This window comes from Ochrobactrum sp. BTU1 (assembly GCA_018798825.1).
Lineage (GTDB): Bacteria > Pseudomonadota > Alphaproteobacteria > Rhizobiales > Rhizobiaceae > Brucella.
This window is the reverse complement of record CP076354.1, coordinates 1,346,733-1,363,537: the sequence shown is the minus strand read 5'-3', so window position 1 is coordinate 1,363,537 and position 16,805 is coordinate 1,346,733. Positions and strand designations below refer to the sequence as shown.

The window sequence follows — 16,805 nt, the reverse complement described above, 5'->3', positions numbered from 1 at the left end:
GTGCTTTTCCGATTGGTCTAAGCCACTCTAGTTATTCGATTTTATGCAAAGCCCGATTCAAAAACTTTGTATTTTTATCGGGACTTAGCGTTGACACCTACAGCATCGATTCACAAATTGGAATCTATTTCTGTCACCTGCTGCCCCTCGGTTCGCATGAAAGGGTTTGCGATGGTTCAAGATCTGCTGCTCACACAACCAAAATCCTGCATTGATCAGGCTCTGTCGGTCATAAAACCGATTTCGATTTTCGGCCCAATGTTGTAGGGCTTGCTTCCGCTTTAACGCGCTTTATGTTGAAACAGTGATCGTGAAACTGGCAGAGCTTAAATTGGCATATTTACCGACGTTCCGCGCAATTGCATTTGCAATGACCACTTTTGCTGTGTCGCTTGGGGCGCTGGATCATTCGTTTGCTCAGGATAACAAACCGCAACAGGCTCAGCCTTCCGCTCCGCAATCGGCGCCTGCTCAAGCTCCTGCACCGGTAGCAACAGAACCTGCGGCAGCTAGCACACCCGTTTCTGGTGTGGTGCAGCAACAAAAGCCGATCATCAATGATCTCAAGCAGCAGACCAAATCGATCAACGATCAGCTGCAAAAATCTTCGACCAGCGATGAGACGCTCGCAAATCTCAAGCTACAGCTTGATGGCCTTTCCAAGAAGCTGCTTGATGCGGGTGTTGCGTTTCGTCCAAGGCTGACGGAAATCAACACACGTCTGGAGCAGTTGGGTGCCGCCCCCTCCGGCGATCAACCGGCAGAGCCGCAAATCGTTGCGGATGAACGCGCACGACTGACTGCTGAAAAGGCCGAGATCAACGCTGTTATCGGCGAGACGGAAGATGCATCGCTTTCGGTCAATCAGATGTCGGCGAAAATCGGCAATATGCGCCGTGACCTGTTTGCGCAAACCTTGTCTCAGCGCGTCAATCTCGATCTTACGCTCGGATCTGAAGTAACCTCGGCTGCTGGGGATCAGATGGTTTCGCTGTGGAGCATCGTGAAATCATGGTGGCGCTTTGTCTCGACCTTCAAGCTGAATTCGTTTCTCGCCGCGGCCTTTTTCGCATTTGTTGCGGCACTGATCATCCAGCTCGGCGCGCGCCGTGTTCTCGGTTCGCTTTACGAACGTGATCCGACGATTGAAACACCGTCTTATCTGAGCCGTTTGTCGGTTGCATTCTGGTCGACAGCGATCCCATCGGGTGCTGTCGGTGTGTTTCTGGCAACAACCTATTTCTTTCTCAATTACTTCAATGTTTTAAGACCTGATATTGCAGGGCTTCTGCAGTCGCTCTTCGTCGTTTTAGGCATCGTGTTCTTTATCAGCCGGCTGGCGTTTGCCTGTATAAGCCCATACACACCAGCATGGCGGTTGGTGCCGGTCGCGCCACGCCCAGGTCGAGTTCTCGTCTGGCTGATTACAGGCATGGCATTGATTAACGGGCTTGACTCGTTTTTCAGCAAAGTAAACCAGGTTCTTTCCTCGCCGCTCTCTTTGACGATGGCGAAAAGCTTGCTTTCGACGGTCGTGATCGGCGTTCTGATCCTCATCGTCGCCTTTGTGAAGCCAATAGAAAAAGACGGAGAAGAGGGCGTCCGCCCCTGGCCTAAGATGTTCAGGATATTCCTGATCGTCCTTGGTCTTTTGCCGATTATCGCAGCTGGTCTTGGCTTTATCGGACTTGCACGCTTTGCTGCACAGCAGATCGTTGTTACCGGAGCGTTCCTCGTCACGATGTATCTTGGCTTTTTGACCGGTCGTGCAATTTCGGAAGAACAAGCCTTTGCGTCCAGCCCGATTGGTCGGGTTATGCGTGACCGCTTCCATTTTGATGAAGCGACACTTGACCAAATCGGGCTTGGCGTTGGCATTCTGATCAATTTTGCGGTGGCGCTGGTCGGCATACCGCTTGTGCTGATGCAGTTTGGTTTCCAATGGTCGGAGCTGAAAAGCACTTTCTATAATCTGATGACGGGTATCCCTATCGGCAATATTTCCATTTCGCTGATGGGTATTCTGACGGGTATTGCGCTTTTCGTCGTTGTCTATCTGATGACGCGCTGGTTCCAGAACTGGCTTGATAACAGCGTTATGGCGCGTGGCCGTGTAGATTCCGGCGTTCGTAATTCGATCCGCACGGTGGTCGGCTATGTGGGGCTAGTACTTGCGGCGCTGGTTGGTGTTTCGGCAGCTGGCTTCAATCTGTCCAGTCTCGCACTGATTGCTGGTGGTCTGTCACTTGGTATCGGTTTTGGCTTGCAGAACATTGTCCAGAACTTCGTTTCGGGCCTTATTCTTCTGGCTGAACGTCCGTTCAAAGTGGGCGACTGGGTCGAAGCAGGCACCGTTAGCGGTATCGTAAAAAAGATCAGCGTTCGTGCAACCGAAGTTGAGACTTTTCAGAAGCAGTCGATTGTCGTTCCAAACTCGACGCTTATCAACGGCAATGTCGGTAACTGGACCCTTCGTAACAAGCTTGGCCGAATCGATATTAATGTGCAGGCAGCCTATACCGATGAGCCGCGTCGCGTTCACACGTTGCTGCTAGAAATCATCCGCAGTCATCCTTCAATTCTAAAAAATCCGGAACCGTTCGTAGCGTTTCAGAGCATGACGGATTCTCTGCTGGTGTTCGATATCTACGCACATGTTGCAGATATTACATCGACAGGCGGTATCAAGAATGAGCTGCGATTCCAGATTGTTGAACGTTTCCACGCAGAAGGTATCGAGCTGGCCTCGTCTTCCACTGATCTGGTTCTTGGTGTTACGGAAATCGAAAAGCTTTCCGAGCTTATGAATAAAGATACCCCACGCGCTACAAAGACGCGGAAGGAAAAGCCTGCTGAGTCTGAGAAGGGCGAAAAGCCTGAACATGACGACAAAGTCTGAACGCCTTAAGTCAATTCCAGTTTTCACTGAATGGTTGGAAATTCTCTATCTATTTGTTTTTGCGTGCATCCTGTTCCGAAAACCGCCGCCGTCTTTTTGAGATGCGCTTTAATGCGAATTATGAATATGTCGTTCAGTTGCAGTTCAGTTTTGAAGTCTTATAAATGATTACGAAAAGAGGCAGGCGAACTGTCTTAGAGCAATGGGGCCGAATACTCGGCTTGTAGCGGGAGCAGCGGAAACGCTGAAACGATATGAACAGAACTCAGGTCAATTATGCTGGCAAGGTCGCTATCGGTGCGATGCTCGCGATTTCGTTCTCCATACCGAGTCTTTATGCTGCAACTGTTGCTAACAACGACAGCTCGGCTCAGACCATTGTGGTGACTGAAGGCGCTTCGAAGCGTGAAATGCTGGTGGCACCTGGTGAAACAGTCGATTTCTGCAATGGCGGTTGTTTTGTAACGTTCCCGAATGGTGATCGTGAGGCGCTGAAGGGCGACGAAACCATTACGATTTCGGGTGGCAAGGCGACCATTCAATAAGTTGACTAACACGAATTGAGAAAGCCGGGGCACAACCCCGGCTTTTTATTGAGCTTTACGATTAGAGCGTCTCCCATTTTCATTGAACCGTTGGGAGTTCTCTATCTATTTGTTTTTGCGCGCCTCTTGTTCCGAGAACCGCGTCGCACTTTTCGGTCTGCCCTTTAACTGCGGGGCTTGAGATTTTCCGGGTCGTAGAGTGGCTTGTAACCAATCGATACGACTTCCACTGGATAGGTCTCTCCGAAATATTCCACATTCAACTTCCGGCCTTCCTGGCAGTAAGACCAAGGCAGATAGGCAAGTGCGAGATTCTTGCCGATAGTTGGGCCGTAGGCGATGGACGACGTGAACGAGCGACGTCCGAGCTCATCGACCAGTGTTGCACCCGTTTCAGGGTCGAGCACCGGCAGAATGCCGACCGGGTAGCGTTTGACGCCTTTGGAGTCGACATTCTCGCTCATAACCAGCGTGCAAAGCATGGCTGGCTGATGCTCGCGAGCCTTGTACTCAAGATGCTTCGCCTTGCCACGGAAGTCTGCTTCCTTGACCTTCGGGCGAGCCAGATCAGCTTCAAGCAGATTATATTCAGTGAGCAGATCTGCATTCTGAAGGCGTAGGCTTTTCTCCATGCGGCGTGTATTCGCATAGGTCTCAACACCGACGGCAATTGCCCCGGTTGATCGCAGCGCATCCCAGACAGCGAGGCCGTCGTCGTAGCGCATGTGCAATTCCCAGCCCTGTTCGCCGACATAGGAAATACGGAACGCTGTTACGTCCTTGCCTGCAATACGGATTGGCTTGATGGCAGCAAACGCGAAGTTCTCGAGGTCAAGACCCTCCGGGTTCTCGACAACCTTTTTGAGATTGTCTCGTGCATTCGGTCCCCAAATGCCGATGGTGACATATTTCTCAGTCACATCGGTAATAGTGACATCAAAGCCCTTATCTTCAGCCACGCGGCGCATATAATGGAAATCGCGCGGACCGGCATCCGCGCCGTTGATCATGCGGATGCGGTCTGCCATGCGGATGGCCGTGAAATCGGCGCGCACCATGCCTTCATCATCGAGAAAATGCGTATAGATGCCTTTGCCGATATTGGCATCGCCGCCGATCTTGGCAGCGCATAACCATTCCATCAGCTCGACATGATCCGGACCTTCGATGTCGTACATGGCAAAATGCGACAGATTGATAATGCCGCAATCTTCACTCAGTGCGAGATGCTCAGCGTTGGAAACGCGCCAGAAATGGCGATTGTCCCACTCGTTCTCACGGACCGGAATGCGGTCGCCATATTTCTCAAGCAGATGTTCGTTGGCCGCATAGCCGTGCGCGCGCTCCCAGCCGCCCAGCTCCATGAAGTGGCCGCCAAGTTCCTTTTCACGCTCATAGAAAGGGGAGCGACGAATATTGCGGCCTTTGGAAAATGGTTCGCGCGGATGCACTGCCGGATTATAGACCTTCATCGCCGTTTCGGTGCAGCGATCCCATATGAACTGCTCGGTCATCTGATGCGGATAGAAGCGCGAATAGTCGATAGCGTGGTGATCGATTGCTGTACGGCCATCTGTCATCCAGTCAGCAATGAGCTTGCCCATGCCGGGGCCGTCTTTGACCCAGATCGCAACTGCATACCAGAGGCCGCGCACCTTCTGGCTTTCGCCCATTGAAGGACCGCCATCAGTCGTGACCTGAAGGAAACCATTGAAGGAATGGCTTTCATTGTAGCCCAGTTCGCCGAGGATCGGGGTCAGTTCGATGGCGCGTTCAAGCGGTTCGAGTACCTGTTCCATGTCGAGATCGCGCTGTGATGGCGACAGGCGTGCTTCATGCTTTTCAAGCAAATCACGCGGATGGCAGAGGCGAGGATTGGTTTCTTCGTAGTAGCCCCATTCGATCTGGCCACCTTCGGCCGTCTTCGGGTCGCCGGTGTCGCGCATATAGGCTGAGTTGCCCTGATCGCGCATGAGCGGCCAGCCGATTTCCTTACCGGTTCCTGCAAATTCATTATAGGGACCGAAGAAAGTGAGCGGATGGTCAATCGGCATGACTGGCAGGTCTTCGCCAACCATCTCGGCAATCAGACGGCCCCAGAGACCGGCACAGATCACAACATAATCCGCTTCGATCGTACCGCGATGGGTGACAACGCCCTTGATGCGCCCATTTTCAACAACAAGCGACTGTGCGGGGGTATTGGCGAAGCTCTGAAGCTTGCCAGCTGCTTCGGCCTGGTCAATCAGCTTGCCCGCCACCGTCTGCGAGCGCGGAATAACGAGACCTGCATCCGGGTCCCACAAGCCGCCCTGAACAAGACTTTCTTCGATTAGCGGGAATTTCTCTTTGACTTCCGCAGGCTCCATCAGGCGGGCGCGTGTGCCGAAAGCTTTGCCGGATGCGACTTTGCGCTTTAGTTCTTCCATGCGGGAATCGTCGCCGACGCGGGCAACTTCGATGCCGCCGACGCGCGCGTAATGGCCCATCTTTTCATAGAAATCGATGGAGTAAAGCGTTGTCCAGCACGATAGAAAATCATGGCTGGTTGCATAGCAGAAATCAGACGCGTGTGCGGTGGAGCCGATATCGGTGGGAATGCCTGATTTATCAATGCCAACAATATCGTCCCAGCCACGCTCGATCAGGTGATGGACGACGGATGCGCCAACGATGCCGCCCAGTCCGACAATGACTACTTTCGCTTTCTTAGGAAACTCTGCCATTTTATGCGATCCCGTTGTTCATTTGATGGAATCATAGTGATTGGCAGGAGCTTACAATTGTCATTCTACGACATAATCACGGCGTGAGGCGACCGAAGCTCAATGGCTGTTTGATCGTTTTGACGGTCAGGAAATCCGGAACCTTAATGTGTTGAGAATTTGATTCACAGAGCAGGGCTATCACTATGATTTAAAAAGAAAAGCCGCAGTGTGAATGATGCGGCTTTTATGCTTGGTTCTCCGATCAGGCCGCTATCAGCATTTTGCGATCAGCTCGTTCCTGCTGCGGCGAACGCCCATAAAGTTCGCGGTAGCACTTGGAAAAATGCGACGCGGAAACAAAGCCACAGGCAACGGCAACTTCAACAACCGGCATGGATGATTGCAGCAGCAGATGCCGCGCCCGGTCGAGGCGAATTTCGAGATAATAACGCGCTGGTGAGCGACCCATTTCCTGACGGAACAGACGTTCGACCTGGCGACGCGAAAGCCCAATATTATGCGCCACATCGATAAGCGCTTCGGGTTCTGAAAGATTGGCTTCCATCATTTCGATGATCGTCAGAATCTTCGAGTTCTGGATACCAAGACGAGCGCGAAGCGGCAGACGCTGGCGATCATGCGGATTGCGCACGCGGTCCGTGAGAGCCTGCTCGCAAATGCGGTTAACCAAATTATCGTCGAAGTCATCTCCGATGAGCTTTAGCATCATATCGAGTGAGGCGGTTCCGCCTGCACAGGTATAGATGTTGCCATCGACTTCGAAGAGATCGGCATAGACTTCGGCTTTTGGAAAAGCTTCGGAAAAGCCGGGCAGGTTTTCCCAGTGAATGGCGCAACGTTTACCAGAGAGAAGACCGGCAGCCGCCAAAATATGCGCGCCTGTGCAAAGGCCGCCAACCGCGACGCCGCGGTTATATTCTTCGCGCAGCCAGGCAAAGACTGTCTTGTTGCGAAATTCTTCGACATAAACGCCCGAGCAAACAAACACCATGGAAGGACGCTGTTCGCGCTGAAGGAAGCGTCGTTCGTCCTCCAGCGAAGCATTGACGGCGCATTCCACGCCGTTCGACGCCGTTACCGGTTTGCCGTCGGTGGATGTCAACCGCCAGCGATAGGCTTCATAGCCCAGCATTCGATTGGCAATGCGCAGCGGTTCAATTGCTGTCGCAAATGCGATCATCGAGAAGTCAGGGACCAGAAAAAAAACAATAGACCGCTTAACCGATGAAGCTTGATTCATAGCCTGATCGTTCCCATTCTCGAAAGCCCGAACTGCGGTTCCCGACGCAGTTTCCGGCTTTGTGCCTCCGTCATGACACCGGGGCTTTATCAGACCCTGTCATCCGGTCGCTTTCTGACCGGCCATCCTGTTGCTCCAGCCCGGATTTATAGGGGGTAGGCTATGACGCAAACAGGACAGACATATTGAGACATAGAACTTTCAGATTGCATAGTGCGGCTAAATGCCTGCCGTAAATTGGCATCTATATGTCGTTTAATTGAGGGCAAGGAATATCCTGCCCTCAACTGACGATGCTATTTACTTCTTTCGGCTGATGCGCGTGGAAGTTGGAAGGCGATCATCCACGCAAGGCCAGCCGATATCGTGTAGAATGTGTTCCGGTAAAGACTCCAGCACCCTACGGCTTTTCTTTACGCGCCGCTGATAAGCCCATTCGGCATAGAAAGCGACGACCGATGCAGTGTTCGCTTGCAGCCAGCTTGGGATGACAGATGGGCGCGAACCAGATTCGTTTTGCAGTGCTTCACATTGAATGCTCATTTTCGTTCTCCTGACAAAAAGTGAGACCAAGTGGTTGGGTGGAGATGTTCTGATCTCGATGATGAGAGCTTGCGACCATCTTGACGTTCAATCAAACGAAATATAGAAAGGTATAAGATCAGAAAAATTGAACTAACGGAAATCGCGGAGTTCAACATGACAGCGCCGGTTCAACATCCTCTGCCAATGCTCGATATTGATGTGTTGCGCACATTCGCGTCCATTGCCGATACAGGCAGTTTTTCGGCAGCGGCAAATGTGGTTTTTCGGACGCCCTCGGCTGTTTCGATGCAGATCAAGAAACTTGAAGAGCAGCTCGGGGTTGCCGTTTTTGAGCGAGATGCGCGTTCGGTTACGCTGACGAGTGACGGTGAGATATTGCTTGGCTACGCTCGGCGACTGCTTGCGCTCAATCGCGAGGCCGTGGCCAAATTTGTTGCTCCGACGGTTACAGGCGTTGTTCGCTTAGGGTCGCCTGACGATATTGGCGAATGCGTTCTGCCTCTGGTTTTGAAGCGATTTGCTGAGACCCATCCGGGCGTCACTGTCGATGTCGTCATTGATCAAAGCACCAATCTGCGTAAGCGGTTGGATGAACGCCGTCTTGACGTCACGCTGGTCAATCTCTCTCATACCGTTCCGGGCAGGGGTGACGTTGAAGTGTTGCTTGATGAGGAGCTGGTCTGGGCAGGCGCAAAATGTGGTACGGCCTATCGTCGTGATCCGCTCCCGCTTTCCATATGGGAAGAGGGCTGTGCATGGCGTGGAAATGCGCTGGAAGCATTGGAAAAGTCAGGCCGGTCTTATCGTATCGCCTATATGAGTTCTCATTCTACAGGGCAGCGCGCTGCCATACAGGCTGATCTCGCTATTGCACCTTTCGGTAAAACATTGCTGGGAGAGGGAATTGTAGCGCTCGGACCTGAACATAATCTGCCGCAGCTTGGACGTTATCAGCTCGGAATGATCATTAAACCGGACGCGCGCCAGCACATTCAGGTGGTCGCTGAACATTTACGCAATGTTTTTGAAAGCTATCGCCGCAGCGGTCGCTTCGATACATTTCGCGCAGGTTGAGCCGTGCAATGAAACTTTAGCAGTTTACTAAATACCTCTCTTGCCAGCGAAAAAAGCTGCGCTAGATTTTATATGTGACAGCCGAGTAACGGCTTCACCGCCAGAATACCGGGCAGCGCGCGTCAGGTAGTTTGGGAGGCATATTTGGTTGAATTGAGCATCTCAATGGAGAGACTGTTATGAAGCTATCCCGCATTGTCCCCGTTGCCATCGTTCTGTGTGCTTTCACGCTGGCGTCTTGCGCAAATACAGTCCGCGGCGTCGGGCGCGACGTCAAAGGCACCGCACATGCGGTGCAGGAAACAGTAGAATAAAATGAAAAGGTCCGGGTAATTAACCCGGATCTTTTTTATTTCTGCAGGAAGTAACTCACAGTGATGTTCATGTCTGGACGGGTTCTGTAGGCGATCTTGGTCGTTGTAATACCCGTTTCAGGAATATGAATCTGCGCCTCGTTTATAAGCGCCGATACACGCTCATTTGGAACTGCATCTCCGAACCACATAACCAGCGTAGGTCTCGCTGCATTGGCCGCACCAAACGGTGTTTCAGGATGAATAATCTGGAGAGACGGGTCGAAGAGACGGAAGTTACCGGGGATCTGTGCGTTGTCCGTCAAGATCGTTTTAAACTCGCCCTGCTGTCTCACTTCATCGTAAAGACGCTGATATTCCAGCTGGCCATAGGGCGGCGTGCTTGAGCCATATGTGAGATAATAGGCAAGGACAGGTGGCACGATTAGGGCCGCAACGATACTTACAGTCGCGAAATCTATCAGTGCTCGTGTTCCGGCTCGATAATGTGCAAACCAGGCAGCGGTGGCTGCAGGCAGAAGGAAAAGAACCGGCTGCAACCAACGGTCTTTGATATTGCTGACACCGGCCAGCACGACACCGGCAAAAACAATTCCCATTCCGATGATAAGCAGGCGACGCATAAAAATCTCGCCTGAAGTGAACGGTTTATTTGGTGATGTCCGTGCTTTCGAGTGGATGAGCGCAATAATGCCTGCAACCGCGAGTGCTACAATCGAAAATAGAAAGGCTGCTTCAATAAAGCTGCCGACACCGTTGAGGCGGTCAATAAAGAGATTTCCCGAAGCGCCTATCTGGAGTTTGCCAGAGCGAGCAATGACGCTCGATTTGTGCGCGAGCATCCACATGCCCGTGGGGGCGAAAGCCGCGCCAAAGGCAATGATTGTGACGATAGAGAGCTTTGAAAGGAGAATTTTTCTATATTCGGGGACTGAAAGAGCGGTGACAATCAGCATAATTATGAAAAGCGAGGCATTGAACTTGCCCAGAATCGCTGCAGCCATAGTAATGCCAAGTACGGCCGCCGAACCCACATGACGGGCGCGCATGTGCCAGGCAAGAGCCAAAAAGGCCCAACCACAGCCCGCTGTGCCTGCAACAGAGTGTGTGAGTGCGCGCTGCGATTCCCATCCAATCTGCGGAATGAGAAAAAGCCCAAGCATTGACGCCGAGGCAACGATACGTGAAAACCCGAGCAGCCGCATTGCGGCGAATACACTTAGAAAAAGGCTTGCGAGTACACCGAACTTGACGATCTGCAACGTCAGCATCGAAGTGCCTAGCACCGACGCCGTAATATTTGTTATCCAGGTGTAAAGCGGTGGCTGCGAGCCGCCGTAACCCCAATCAAGATAGCCGATATTGGCAAGCTGTTCCGCATCGTCGAGACCTGCACCGTTTGATACAAACGTGACCAATATTGCCTGGAAGGCGAAATAACAAAGGACAAAAAGCACCGCCGCCGGTAAACCGAACGTGTTTTTTTCGGCTGGAAGCGCCGTTATTGGTCGTGTTGCACTCAAAATCTATAGATCCCAGAAAAAATTACGCTTTATCTGCGTACCAAGCAGCGGTTAGCTTTCACAGGATTATGGCCAGAATTCAATCTTTGGGACCAGATCTAATATAAAAATCACGCATAATTTATGAAATGAACAATGGCAAAAACCGCGCTGCCTCTGAAGGTGCACGGTTTTGCCAAAAACGCATGGCGTTCCCGCCAAACAATACACAGGCGGGAGAGACTGAAGCTCCGGTACGCAGTACCAGATCCGGAGCGTCGAGAAGGTTTGCACCGTCTCTGGCTCCTTTTTAGCGCAACATCGTTACCGGACAGTTATCAGATACTTAAGCAAATCTAAACAAAGCAAGTTTTTCGCTGCTTTGGCGAAGAATTTCTCAATTGCCTGCTTTGGTTGAGCGCAAGAAATTTATTATGCCCGAAAAGTCGTCTCCGCCATGCCCTTCATTATCGAAGCGGCTGTAAAGTGCTTCTGCATGAGCGCCCAACGGCGTTGCAGCGCCCGAGCTTTTTGCCGCTTCCTGCGAAAGCTTGAGGTCTTTGAGCATCAGAGCTGCGGCAAAGCCGGGCTTATAATCCCGGTTGGCAGGCGATGTTGGTACTGGTCCGGGCACCGGGCAATAGGTGGTCAGAGACCAGCATTGCCCCGATGAGGTGGATGCCACATCAAAAAGCGCCTGATGCGAAAGGCCCAATTTTTCAGCCAGCACAAAGGCTTCACTGACGCCGATCATCGAGATGCCGAGAATCATATTGTTGCAGATTTTCGCAGCCTGACCTGCGCCATCGCCGCCGCAATGCACGATCTTACCAGCCATCGGCTGAAGAAGCGGCTCAGCCTTTGCAAAGGCATTATCGCTGCCACCCGCCATAAAGGTGAGGGTACCTGCTGCGGCGCCACCTGTGCCGCCCGAAACCGGTGCATCAATGGAGAGGTGGCCATGGCGGGCTGCGATCTCGTGTGCTTTGCGCGCCGAATCAACGTCAATCGTCGAGCTATCGATGAAAAGTGAGTCTTTACGAGCCTTAGGCGCGATGTCTCCATAAACAGAAAGAACATGTTTGCCAGCAGGCAACATGGTGATAACCGCGTCTACATCGCTGACCGCTTCTGCAGCATTTGCCGTGATCTGAAGGCCGTTGGCTTTGGCTTCTTCAAGATGAGCAGGCAGCAGATCAAAGCCTATGACCTTGTGTCCAGCCTTCACCAGATTGGCGGCCATTGGACCGCCCATATTACCGAGGCCGATAAACGCGATAGTGGCCATGATTTCCTCCCATTCAATATTTGTATCAGCGTCCGATCAGCTGGCGAGCAATGATCACGCGCATGATCTCGTTGGTGCCTTCGAGAATCTGATGAACGCGCAGATCGCGGACAAGTTTCTCGATGCCGTAATCATGAAGATAGCCATAGCCACCCAGAAGCTGCAGCGCGTCATTGGTGACGTTAAAGCCTGTGTCGGTCACAAAGCGTTTGGCCATCGCTGACCATTTGCCGGCATCATGCGTTTTGCGGTCAAGCTTGCTCGCAGCACTGTAAAGAAGCTGTCTTGCTGCCGAGAGCTCGGTCTCCATATCAGCAAGACGGAACTGCAACGCCTGAAACCGGTCAATTGTCAGGCCGAAAGCCTTGCGCTGCCCCGTATATTCCAAAGCTTTATTGAGTGCAGATTGTGCACCACCGAGCGAGCAGGCGGCGATGTTCAGTCGTCCACCATCAAGGCCAGCCATGGCAATTCGGAAGCCCGTACCTTCATCACCCAGACGGTTGGCGACAGGCACGCGGCAATTGTCGAAAATCACTGTGCGGGTGGGCTGCATATTCCAACCCATCTTGTGCTCATTGGCGCCAAACGACAGGCCGGGCGCATCTTTCGGCACAACGATGGTAGAAATTCCTTTCGGACCGTCCTCGCCGGTACGCACCATAGTTACATAAAGATCGGTAGCTCCCGCACCGGAAATAAACTGCTTGGTGCCGTTAAGTACATAGTGATCGCCATCGCGCTCTGCACGGGTGCGAAGCGCGGCTGCATCGGAGCCTGAACCCGGTTCAGTCAGACAATAGCTGGCAAGCCATTCCATCGACGTCAGTTTAGGCAAAAATGTCTGACGCTGGCTTTCATCGCCAAACGTGTCAATCATCCATGCTGCCATATTGTGGATGGAAATAAACGCTGAAAAAGCTGGGCAAGCCTCGGCGAGAGCCTCGAAAATAAGCACCGCGTCCGAGCGTTTAAGTGCCGATCCACCTACGTCTTCTCGGACATAAATGCCACCCATGCCGAGCGGTCCGGTTTCCTTTATAACGTCAATCGGGAAATGTTTGTCGCGATCCCATCGCAGTGCATGAGGCGCAACAAAATCCGATGCGAAGCCGCGCGCCATATCTTGAATGGCGAGTTGATCTTCATTGAGTTCAAACTGGTTCTGGTCGGCAGTATCCATGGTTTCCTCCCTATGAGCACCGCACCCTCCTGAGGCGACTAGATCACAATGGCGAGTGGCTGCCAACGCTCCATTGGAATAATGTTGCTCACTTTTGTAATAAACTGATGCGCATTTTTGCATATAAGGTTGCCGCAACCGCTGGCGATTGCCAGTCGCATGAAGTTGGGATAGGCAAGCTCGCATGACACGCGCAATCATGTTTCAGGGAACGGGTTCGGATGTCGGCAAAAGCGTGCTTGTTGCCGGTCTTTGTCGCGTTGCACGCAATCGCGGGCTGAAAGTCCGGCCGTTCAAACCGCAAAACATGTCGAATAATGCAGCCGTCAGCGATGATGGCGGCGAGATTGGGCGCGCGCAATGGCTTCAGGCTCTGGCTTGCGGCGAGCCGTCATCGGTTCATATGAACCCGGTTCTACTGAAGCCACAGACTGACATGGGCAGTCAGGTGGTTGTGCAGGGTAAAGTGCGTGGCGAGGCGCGTGGGCGCTATTATCAGCAGTTAAAGCCGCAACTGATGGCGGCGGTGATGGAATCCTTTGATGTTGTCAGTGAAGGCGCCGATCTGGTGTTGATCGAAGGTGCGGGGTCGCCTGCCGAAATCAATCTGCGCGCCGGCGATATCGCCAATATGGGCTTTGCCACGCGTGCAAATGTGCCAGTCGTCTTGGTGGGTGATATTGATCGCGGCGGGGTGATTGCCTCGCTGGTCGGTACGCATACAATTCTTCCAGATGAGGATCGCGCCATGGTGCGCGGCTTCCTGATCAACAAGTTTCGCGGCGATATTTCGCTGTTCGATGACGGTCTGGAAGCGATTACCCGCTTTACGGGCTGGCCTTCTTTTGGGGTCGTTCCATGGTTGAAAGCCGTGTCACGACTGCCTGCTGAAGATTCGGTCGTTCTGGAACGAGCAACGCGCGGCGATGCCAAGGCGTTGAAAGTAGCAGTCCCCATGTTGCCGCGTATTGCGAATTTCGACGATTTTGATCCGCTGAAAGCAGAAAACCAGGTTGAGGTTGTCATGGTTCCGCCGGGACAGCCTTTGCCGCATGACGTAGGGCTTGTGGTTTTACCGGGAACAAAATCGACGATTGCCGATCTGATTGCATTTCGCGAAAACGGATGGGAGCGTGATTTGCAGCTCCATGTGCGGCGTGGCGGGCATGTGCTTGGTATTTGTGGTGGGTTCCAGATGCTTGGCAACCGGATAAGCGATCCGGGCGGTATCGAGGGTCAGGTGCGCGACATTGACGGGTTGGGGCTGCTGGACGTCAACACTGTGATGGAACTGGAAAAAGTCGTGCGCAATGTTGCGGCTCACTCGCAACTTTATGATGCAGCACTTGATGGATACGAGATTCATATAGGGCGTACAAATGGTCCCGATGCTATCCGCCCATTCGCGCGGATCGGCGATCACGATGACGGGGCAGTCTCGGCGAACGGTCGGGTGATGGGCACCTACCTGCATGGTGTTTTTGGTGCGGATGAGTTCCGTCGGCAATTTCTTGCAACGCTCGGCGTGAGCAGTTCAGGCGAGAATTATCGTGCTGGCATTGAAGAGGCACTTGATGAGCTGGCCGACGGCCTTGAAAACTGTCTTGATATTGATGCGTTGTTTGCACTCGATTGACGCCGCATTGGCGAAAGCCTAGTGTCGATTTACACAACAGGTTTTGCCGGGACGAATCCCGGCGATACCAAAAGGGAATGCGACGGACGGACCCAATCCGGGCGTCTTTATCGCAGCCGACCCCGCGACTGTAGAGCGGAGAGGGATGAGGCAAGCCGGTTAAACGGCAGCCACTGGAAACATCAGTGTTTCTGGGAAGGCGCTTCAAACCCTGCGACCCGTGAGCCAGGAGACCTGCCTGTTGCGTGAAGGACGTTTTGTCCGCACCCCATGGGAGGTTTTCCCTGCTGCCTACACGGAGGTTGTCATGGCTGCGCGTACCCAAAATTCTGTTCCCAACACTTTAGCTATGCCGCTCGCAACGCGTCTTGGCACGGCTGTCGTTTCGCTGCTTCTTGGTGCATTTCTGATTTACGGTGTGGGTCTTGCTCACTCCGATAAGCTGCACGATTCAGCGCACGACACGCGTCATTCATACGGGTTTCCCTGCCACTAAGCCGTTTAGCTTTTAGAAACAGGAAATGAGCAACGCTCGATGGTGGACGGCCATCGGAGCGGAAATTGCTGTTGAGGGAATGAAATGTTGATCCGTTATCTTCTGGCCACACTTGCTGCTGGCCTTTTGGCAGGGCTTCTCGTGACGCCTGCCATGTACTTGAAAACCGTTCCGCTGATCATTCAGGCGGAAACTTATGAAGACGCTGGTGGCGGTCATAGTCATGGTGACGCAGCCGAAGCGGCTGCACCGCACGATCATGCAGCAGCTGCAACCAGCGAAGGTGAAGGTGAGGCCGGGGCAGAACTGCCGTTTGGTCGTCTTGGCAATACATTGCTCGCCAATCTCGTAGCTGGCGCAGGTTTTGCCCTGCTTTTGGGTGGTGTTGCGCTTCTTCTCGGTCGTCGTATTACGCCGCAGAACGGTATTTTCTGGGGTGTGGCCGGTTTCTTTGCCGTCGCTTTCCTGCCAGCTCTGGGACTTTCGCCGGAACTGCCTGCGATGCCCGCAGCCGATCTGGCGCAGCGCCAGCTCTGGTGGATTCTGACGGTGGTGTTAAGCGGCGTCGGCATTTATCTGCTGGTTTTGCGCGGTGAGATCATTTCCAAAATCCTTGGACTGGTGCTGATTATCGCACCACATCTTTATGGGGCACCGCATCCGGAAGATATTGCATCGCCAATCCCATCGCTGCTTGCTTCGCAATATGCAGTCGCATCGCTTGCAACAAACCTGTTCATGTGGGCCGTCATTGGTCTTGCATTGGGCTGGTTCATTCAGGCTTATGCGAAGTCGGATATTGAAGGCTGATACCTATGGCTCCGCCCAGAAATGAAAATGCAAAAATTACATTCGTTCTTGGCGGAGCCCGTTCTGGTAAGTCGTCTTATGCAGAAAAACTGGTTGAGGACTCAGGACTTCAGCCTGTTTATCTCGCGACAGGACGCGCATACGACAAGGAAATGGAAAGCCGTATTTCCATTCATCGCGACCGTCGCGGGCGTGAATGGCAGACGGTGGAAGAGCCGCTCGATCTGGTAGGAGCGCTTCAAAAACACGCGGGGCTTGACCGCTTCTTGCTGGTCGATTGCCTGACGCTCTGGATCACCAATCTGATGATGGCAGAGCAGAATATCGCTGCTGAAACCGAGTCACTGATAGCGGCATTGCGTCAGCTTTCAGGTCCCGTTGTTTTTGTTTCCAACGAAGTTGGCCTCGGCATTGTGCCGGAAAACCGCATGGCGCGGGAGTTTCGCGATCATGCCGGTTTTTTGCATCAGGCCGTGGCATCAGTGGCGGATGAAGTTTATTTCATGGCGGCAGGTCTGCCGCTCAAAATGAAGGGATAATTCG

General features: G+C 52.8%; 14 protein-coding genes and 1 riboswitch. Of the genes, 8 read left to right on the top strand and 6 right to left on the bottom strand.

Features of this window, described 5'->3' with window-relative positions; genetic code table 11:
• Window positions 1-331: 331 nt before the first annotated feature.
• Window positions 332-2,899 (top strand): mechanosensitive ion channel family protein, encoded by a 2,568-nt coding sequence (locus tag KMS41_06635; GenBank protein QWK76802.1) that lies wholly within the window; start codon window positions 332-334, stop codon window positions 2,897-2,899.
• A 254-nt stretch (window positions 2,900-3,153) separates the two neighbouring features.
• The gene (locus KMS41_06630) at window positions 3,154-3,444 is read left to right on the top strand and encodes a hypothetical protein (GenBank protein ID QWK76801.1); all 291 of its coding nucleotides are present in this window, start codon (window positions 3,154-3,156) and stop codon (window positions 3,442-3,444) included.
• Between the two features lie 164 nt (window positions 3,445-3,608).
• Here KMS41_06630 and KMS41_06625 read toward each other — a convergent pair whose 3' ends face one another.
• The 3 genes from KMS41_06625 to KMS41_06615 form a co-directional block, all read right to left on the bottom strand.
• Window positions 3,609-6,170 (bottom strand): FAD-dependent oxidoreductase, encoded by a 2,562-nt coding sequence (locus KMS41_06625; GenBank protein QWK76800.1) that lies wholly within the window; start codon window positions 6,168-6,170, stop codon window positions 3,609-3,611.
• 244 nt (window positions 6,171-6,414) lie between these two features.
• Window positions 6,415-7,413, bottom strand: a complete 999-nt coding sequence (locus KMS41_06620) for a GlxA family transcriptional regulator (protein QWK76799.1) — start codon at window positions 7,411-7,413, stop codon at window positions 6,415-6,417.
• A 300-nt stretch (window positions 7,414-7,713) separates the two neighbouring features.
• Window positions 7,714-7,956, bottom strand: a complete 243-nt coding sequence (locus tag KMS41_06615) for a DUF1127 domain-containing protein (protein ID QWK76798.1) — start codon at window positions 7,954-7,956, stop codon at window positions 7,714-7,716.
• A 156-nt stretch (window positions 7,957-8,112) separates the two neighbouring features.
• Here KMS41_06615 and KMS41_06610 point away from each other — a divergent pair, with 156 nt between their 5' ends.
• Both KMS41_06610 and KMS41_06605 read left to right on the top strand, forming a co-directional pair.
• Window positions 8,113-9,033, top strand: coding sequence for a LysR family transcriptional regulator (locus tag KMS41_06610; GenBank protein QWK76797.1), 921 nt, complete (start codon window positions 8,113-8,115; stop codon window positions 9,031-9,033).
• Between the two features lie 179 nt (window positions 9,034-9,212).
• Entirely contained in the window at window positions 9,213-9,347 is a 135-nt protein-coding gene (locus KMS41_06605) for an entericidin A/B family lipoprotein (protein ID QWK76796.1), read from the top strand.
• Window positions 9,348-9,382: 35 nt separating this feature from the next.
• Here the strand turns inward: KMS41_06605 and KMS41_06600 are convergent, their stop codons facing one another.
• The 3 genes from KMS41_06600 to KMS41_06590 all read right to left on the bottom strand — a co-directional run bounded on the left by KMS41_06600 (window position 9,383) and on the right by KMS41_06590 (window position 13,320).
• The gene (locus tag KMS41_06600) at window positions 9,383-10,870 is read right to left on the bottom strand and encodes a glycosyl transferase (protein QWK76795.1); all 1,488 of its coding nucleotides are present in this window, start codon (window positions 10,868-10,870) and stop codon (window positions 9,383-9,385) included.
• A gap of 376 nt (window positions 10,871-11,246) precedes the next feature.
• Window positions 11,247-12,137 carry a 3-hydroxyisobutyrate dehydrogenase gene (mmsB, locus tag KMS41_06595; protein QWK76794.1) on the bottom strand — a complete coding sequence of 297 codons (891 nt, stop codon included), beginning with the start codon at window positions 12,135-12,137 and terminating at the stop codon, window positions 11,247-11,249.
• 25 nt (window positions 12,138-12,162) lie between these two features.
• Window positions 12,163-13,320 (bottom strand): isobutyryl-CoA dehydrogenase, encoded by a 1,158-nt coding sequence (locus tag KMS41_06590; GenBank protein QWK76793.1) that lies wholly within the window; start codon window positions 13,318-13,320, stop codon window positions 12,163-12,165.
• Between the two features lie 184 nt (window positions 13,321-13,504).
• On the opposite strand from KMS41_06590, the gene KMS41_06585 reads away from it, so the two are divergent.
• The 4 genes from KMS41_06585 to cobU all read left to right on the top strand — a co-directional run bounded on the left by KMS41_06585 (window position 13,505) and on the right by cobU (window position 16,801).
• Window positions 13,505-14,956: a cobyric acid synthase gene (locus KMS41_06585; GenBank protein ID QWK76792.1), complete on the top strand. Its 1,452-nt coding sequence runs from the start codon at window positions 13,505-13,507 to the stop codon at window positions 14,954-14,956.
• A 21-nt stretch (window positions 14,957-14,977) separates the two neighbouring features.
• A riboswitch (cobalamin riboswitch) is annotated at window positions 14,978-15,213 on the top strand.
• 50 nt (window positions 15,214-15,263) lie between these two features.
• Window positions 15,264-15,452 (top strand): CbtB-domain containing protein, encoded by a 189-nt coding sequence (locus KMS41_06580; protein QWK78797.1) that lies wholly within the window; start codon window positions 15,264-15,266, stop codon window positions 15,450-15,452.
• Window positions 15,453-15,536: 84 nt separating this feature from the next.
• Window positions 15,537-16,262 (top strand): CbtA family protein, encoded by a 726-nt coding sequence (locus KMS41_06575; protein ID QWK76791.1) that lies wholly within the window; start codon window positions 15,537-15,539, stop codon window positions 16,260-16,262.
• Window positions 16,263-16,267: 5 nt separating this feature from the next.
• Window positions 16,268-16,801, top strand: a complete 534-nt coding sequence (cobU, locus tag KMS41_06570) for a bifunctional adenosylcobinamide kinase/adenosylcobinamide-phosphate guanylyltransferase (GenBank protein QWK76790.1) — start codon at window positions 16,268-16,270, stop codon at window positions 16,799-16,801.
• Window positions 16,802-16,805 lie beyond the last annotated feature (4 nt).

Coding starts and splice junctions, on each gene's coding strand:
- KMS41_06610 (QWK76797.1), top strand. CDS start 8,113: ATGACAGCGCCGGTTCAACATCCTCTGCCAATGCTCGATATTGATGTG.
- cobU (QWK76790.1), top strand. CDS start 16,268: ATGGCTCCGCCCAGAAATGAAAATGCAAAAATTACATTCGTTCTTGGC.
- KMS41_06625 (QWK76800.1), bottom strand. CDS start 6,170: ATGGCAGAGTTTCCTAAGAAAGCGAAAGTAGTCATTGTCGGACTGGGC.
- KMS41_06605 (QWK76796.1), top strand. CDS start 9,213: ATGAAGCTATCCCGCATTGTCCCCGTTGCCATCGTTCTGTGTGCTTTC.
- KMS41_06620 (QWK76799.1), bottom strand. CDS start 7,413: ATGAATCAAGCTTCATCGGTTAAGCGGTCTATTGTTTTTTTTCTGGTC.
- KMS41_06585 (QWK76792.1), top strand. CDS start 13,505: ATGACACGCGCAATCATGTTTCAGGGAACGGGTTCGGATGTCGGCAAA.
- KMS41_06630 (QWK76801.1), top strand. CDS start 3,154: ATGAACAGAACTCAGGTCAATTATGCTGGCAAGGTCGCTATCGGTGCG.
- KMS41_06575 (QWK76791.1), top strand. CDS start 15,537: ATGTTGATCCGTTATCTTCTGGCCACACTTGCTGCTGGCCTTTTGGCA.
- KMS41_06615 (QWK76798.1), bottom strand. CDS start 7,956: ATGAGCATTCAATGTGAAGCACTGCAAAACGAATCTGGTTCGCGCCCA.
- KMS41_06590 (QWK76793.1), bottom strand. CDS start 13,320: ATGGATACTGCCGACCAGAACCAGTTTGAACTCAATGAAGATCAACTC.
- mmsB (QWK76794.1), bottom strand. CDS start 12,137: ATGGCCACTATCGCGTTTATCGGCCTCGGTAATATGGGCGGTCCAATG.
- KMS41_06580 (QWK78797.1), top strand. CDS start 15,264: ATGGCTGCGCGTACCCAAAATTCTGTTCCCAACACTTTAGCTATGCCG.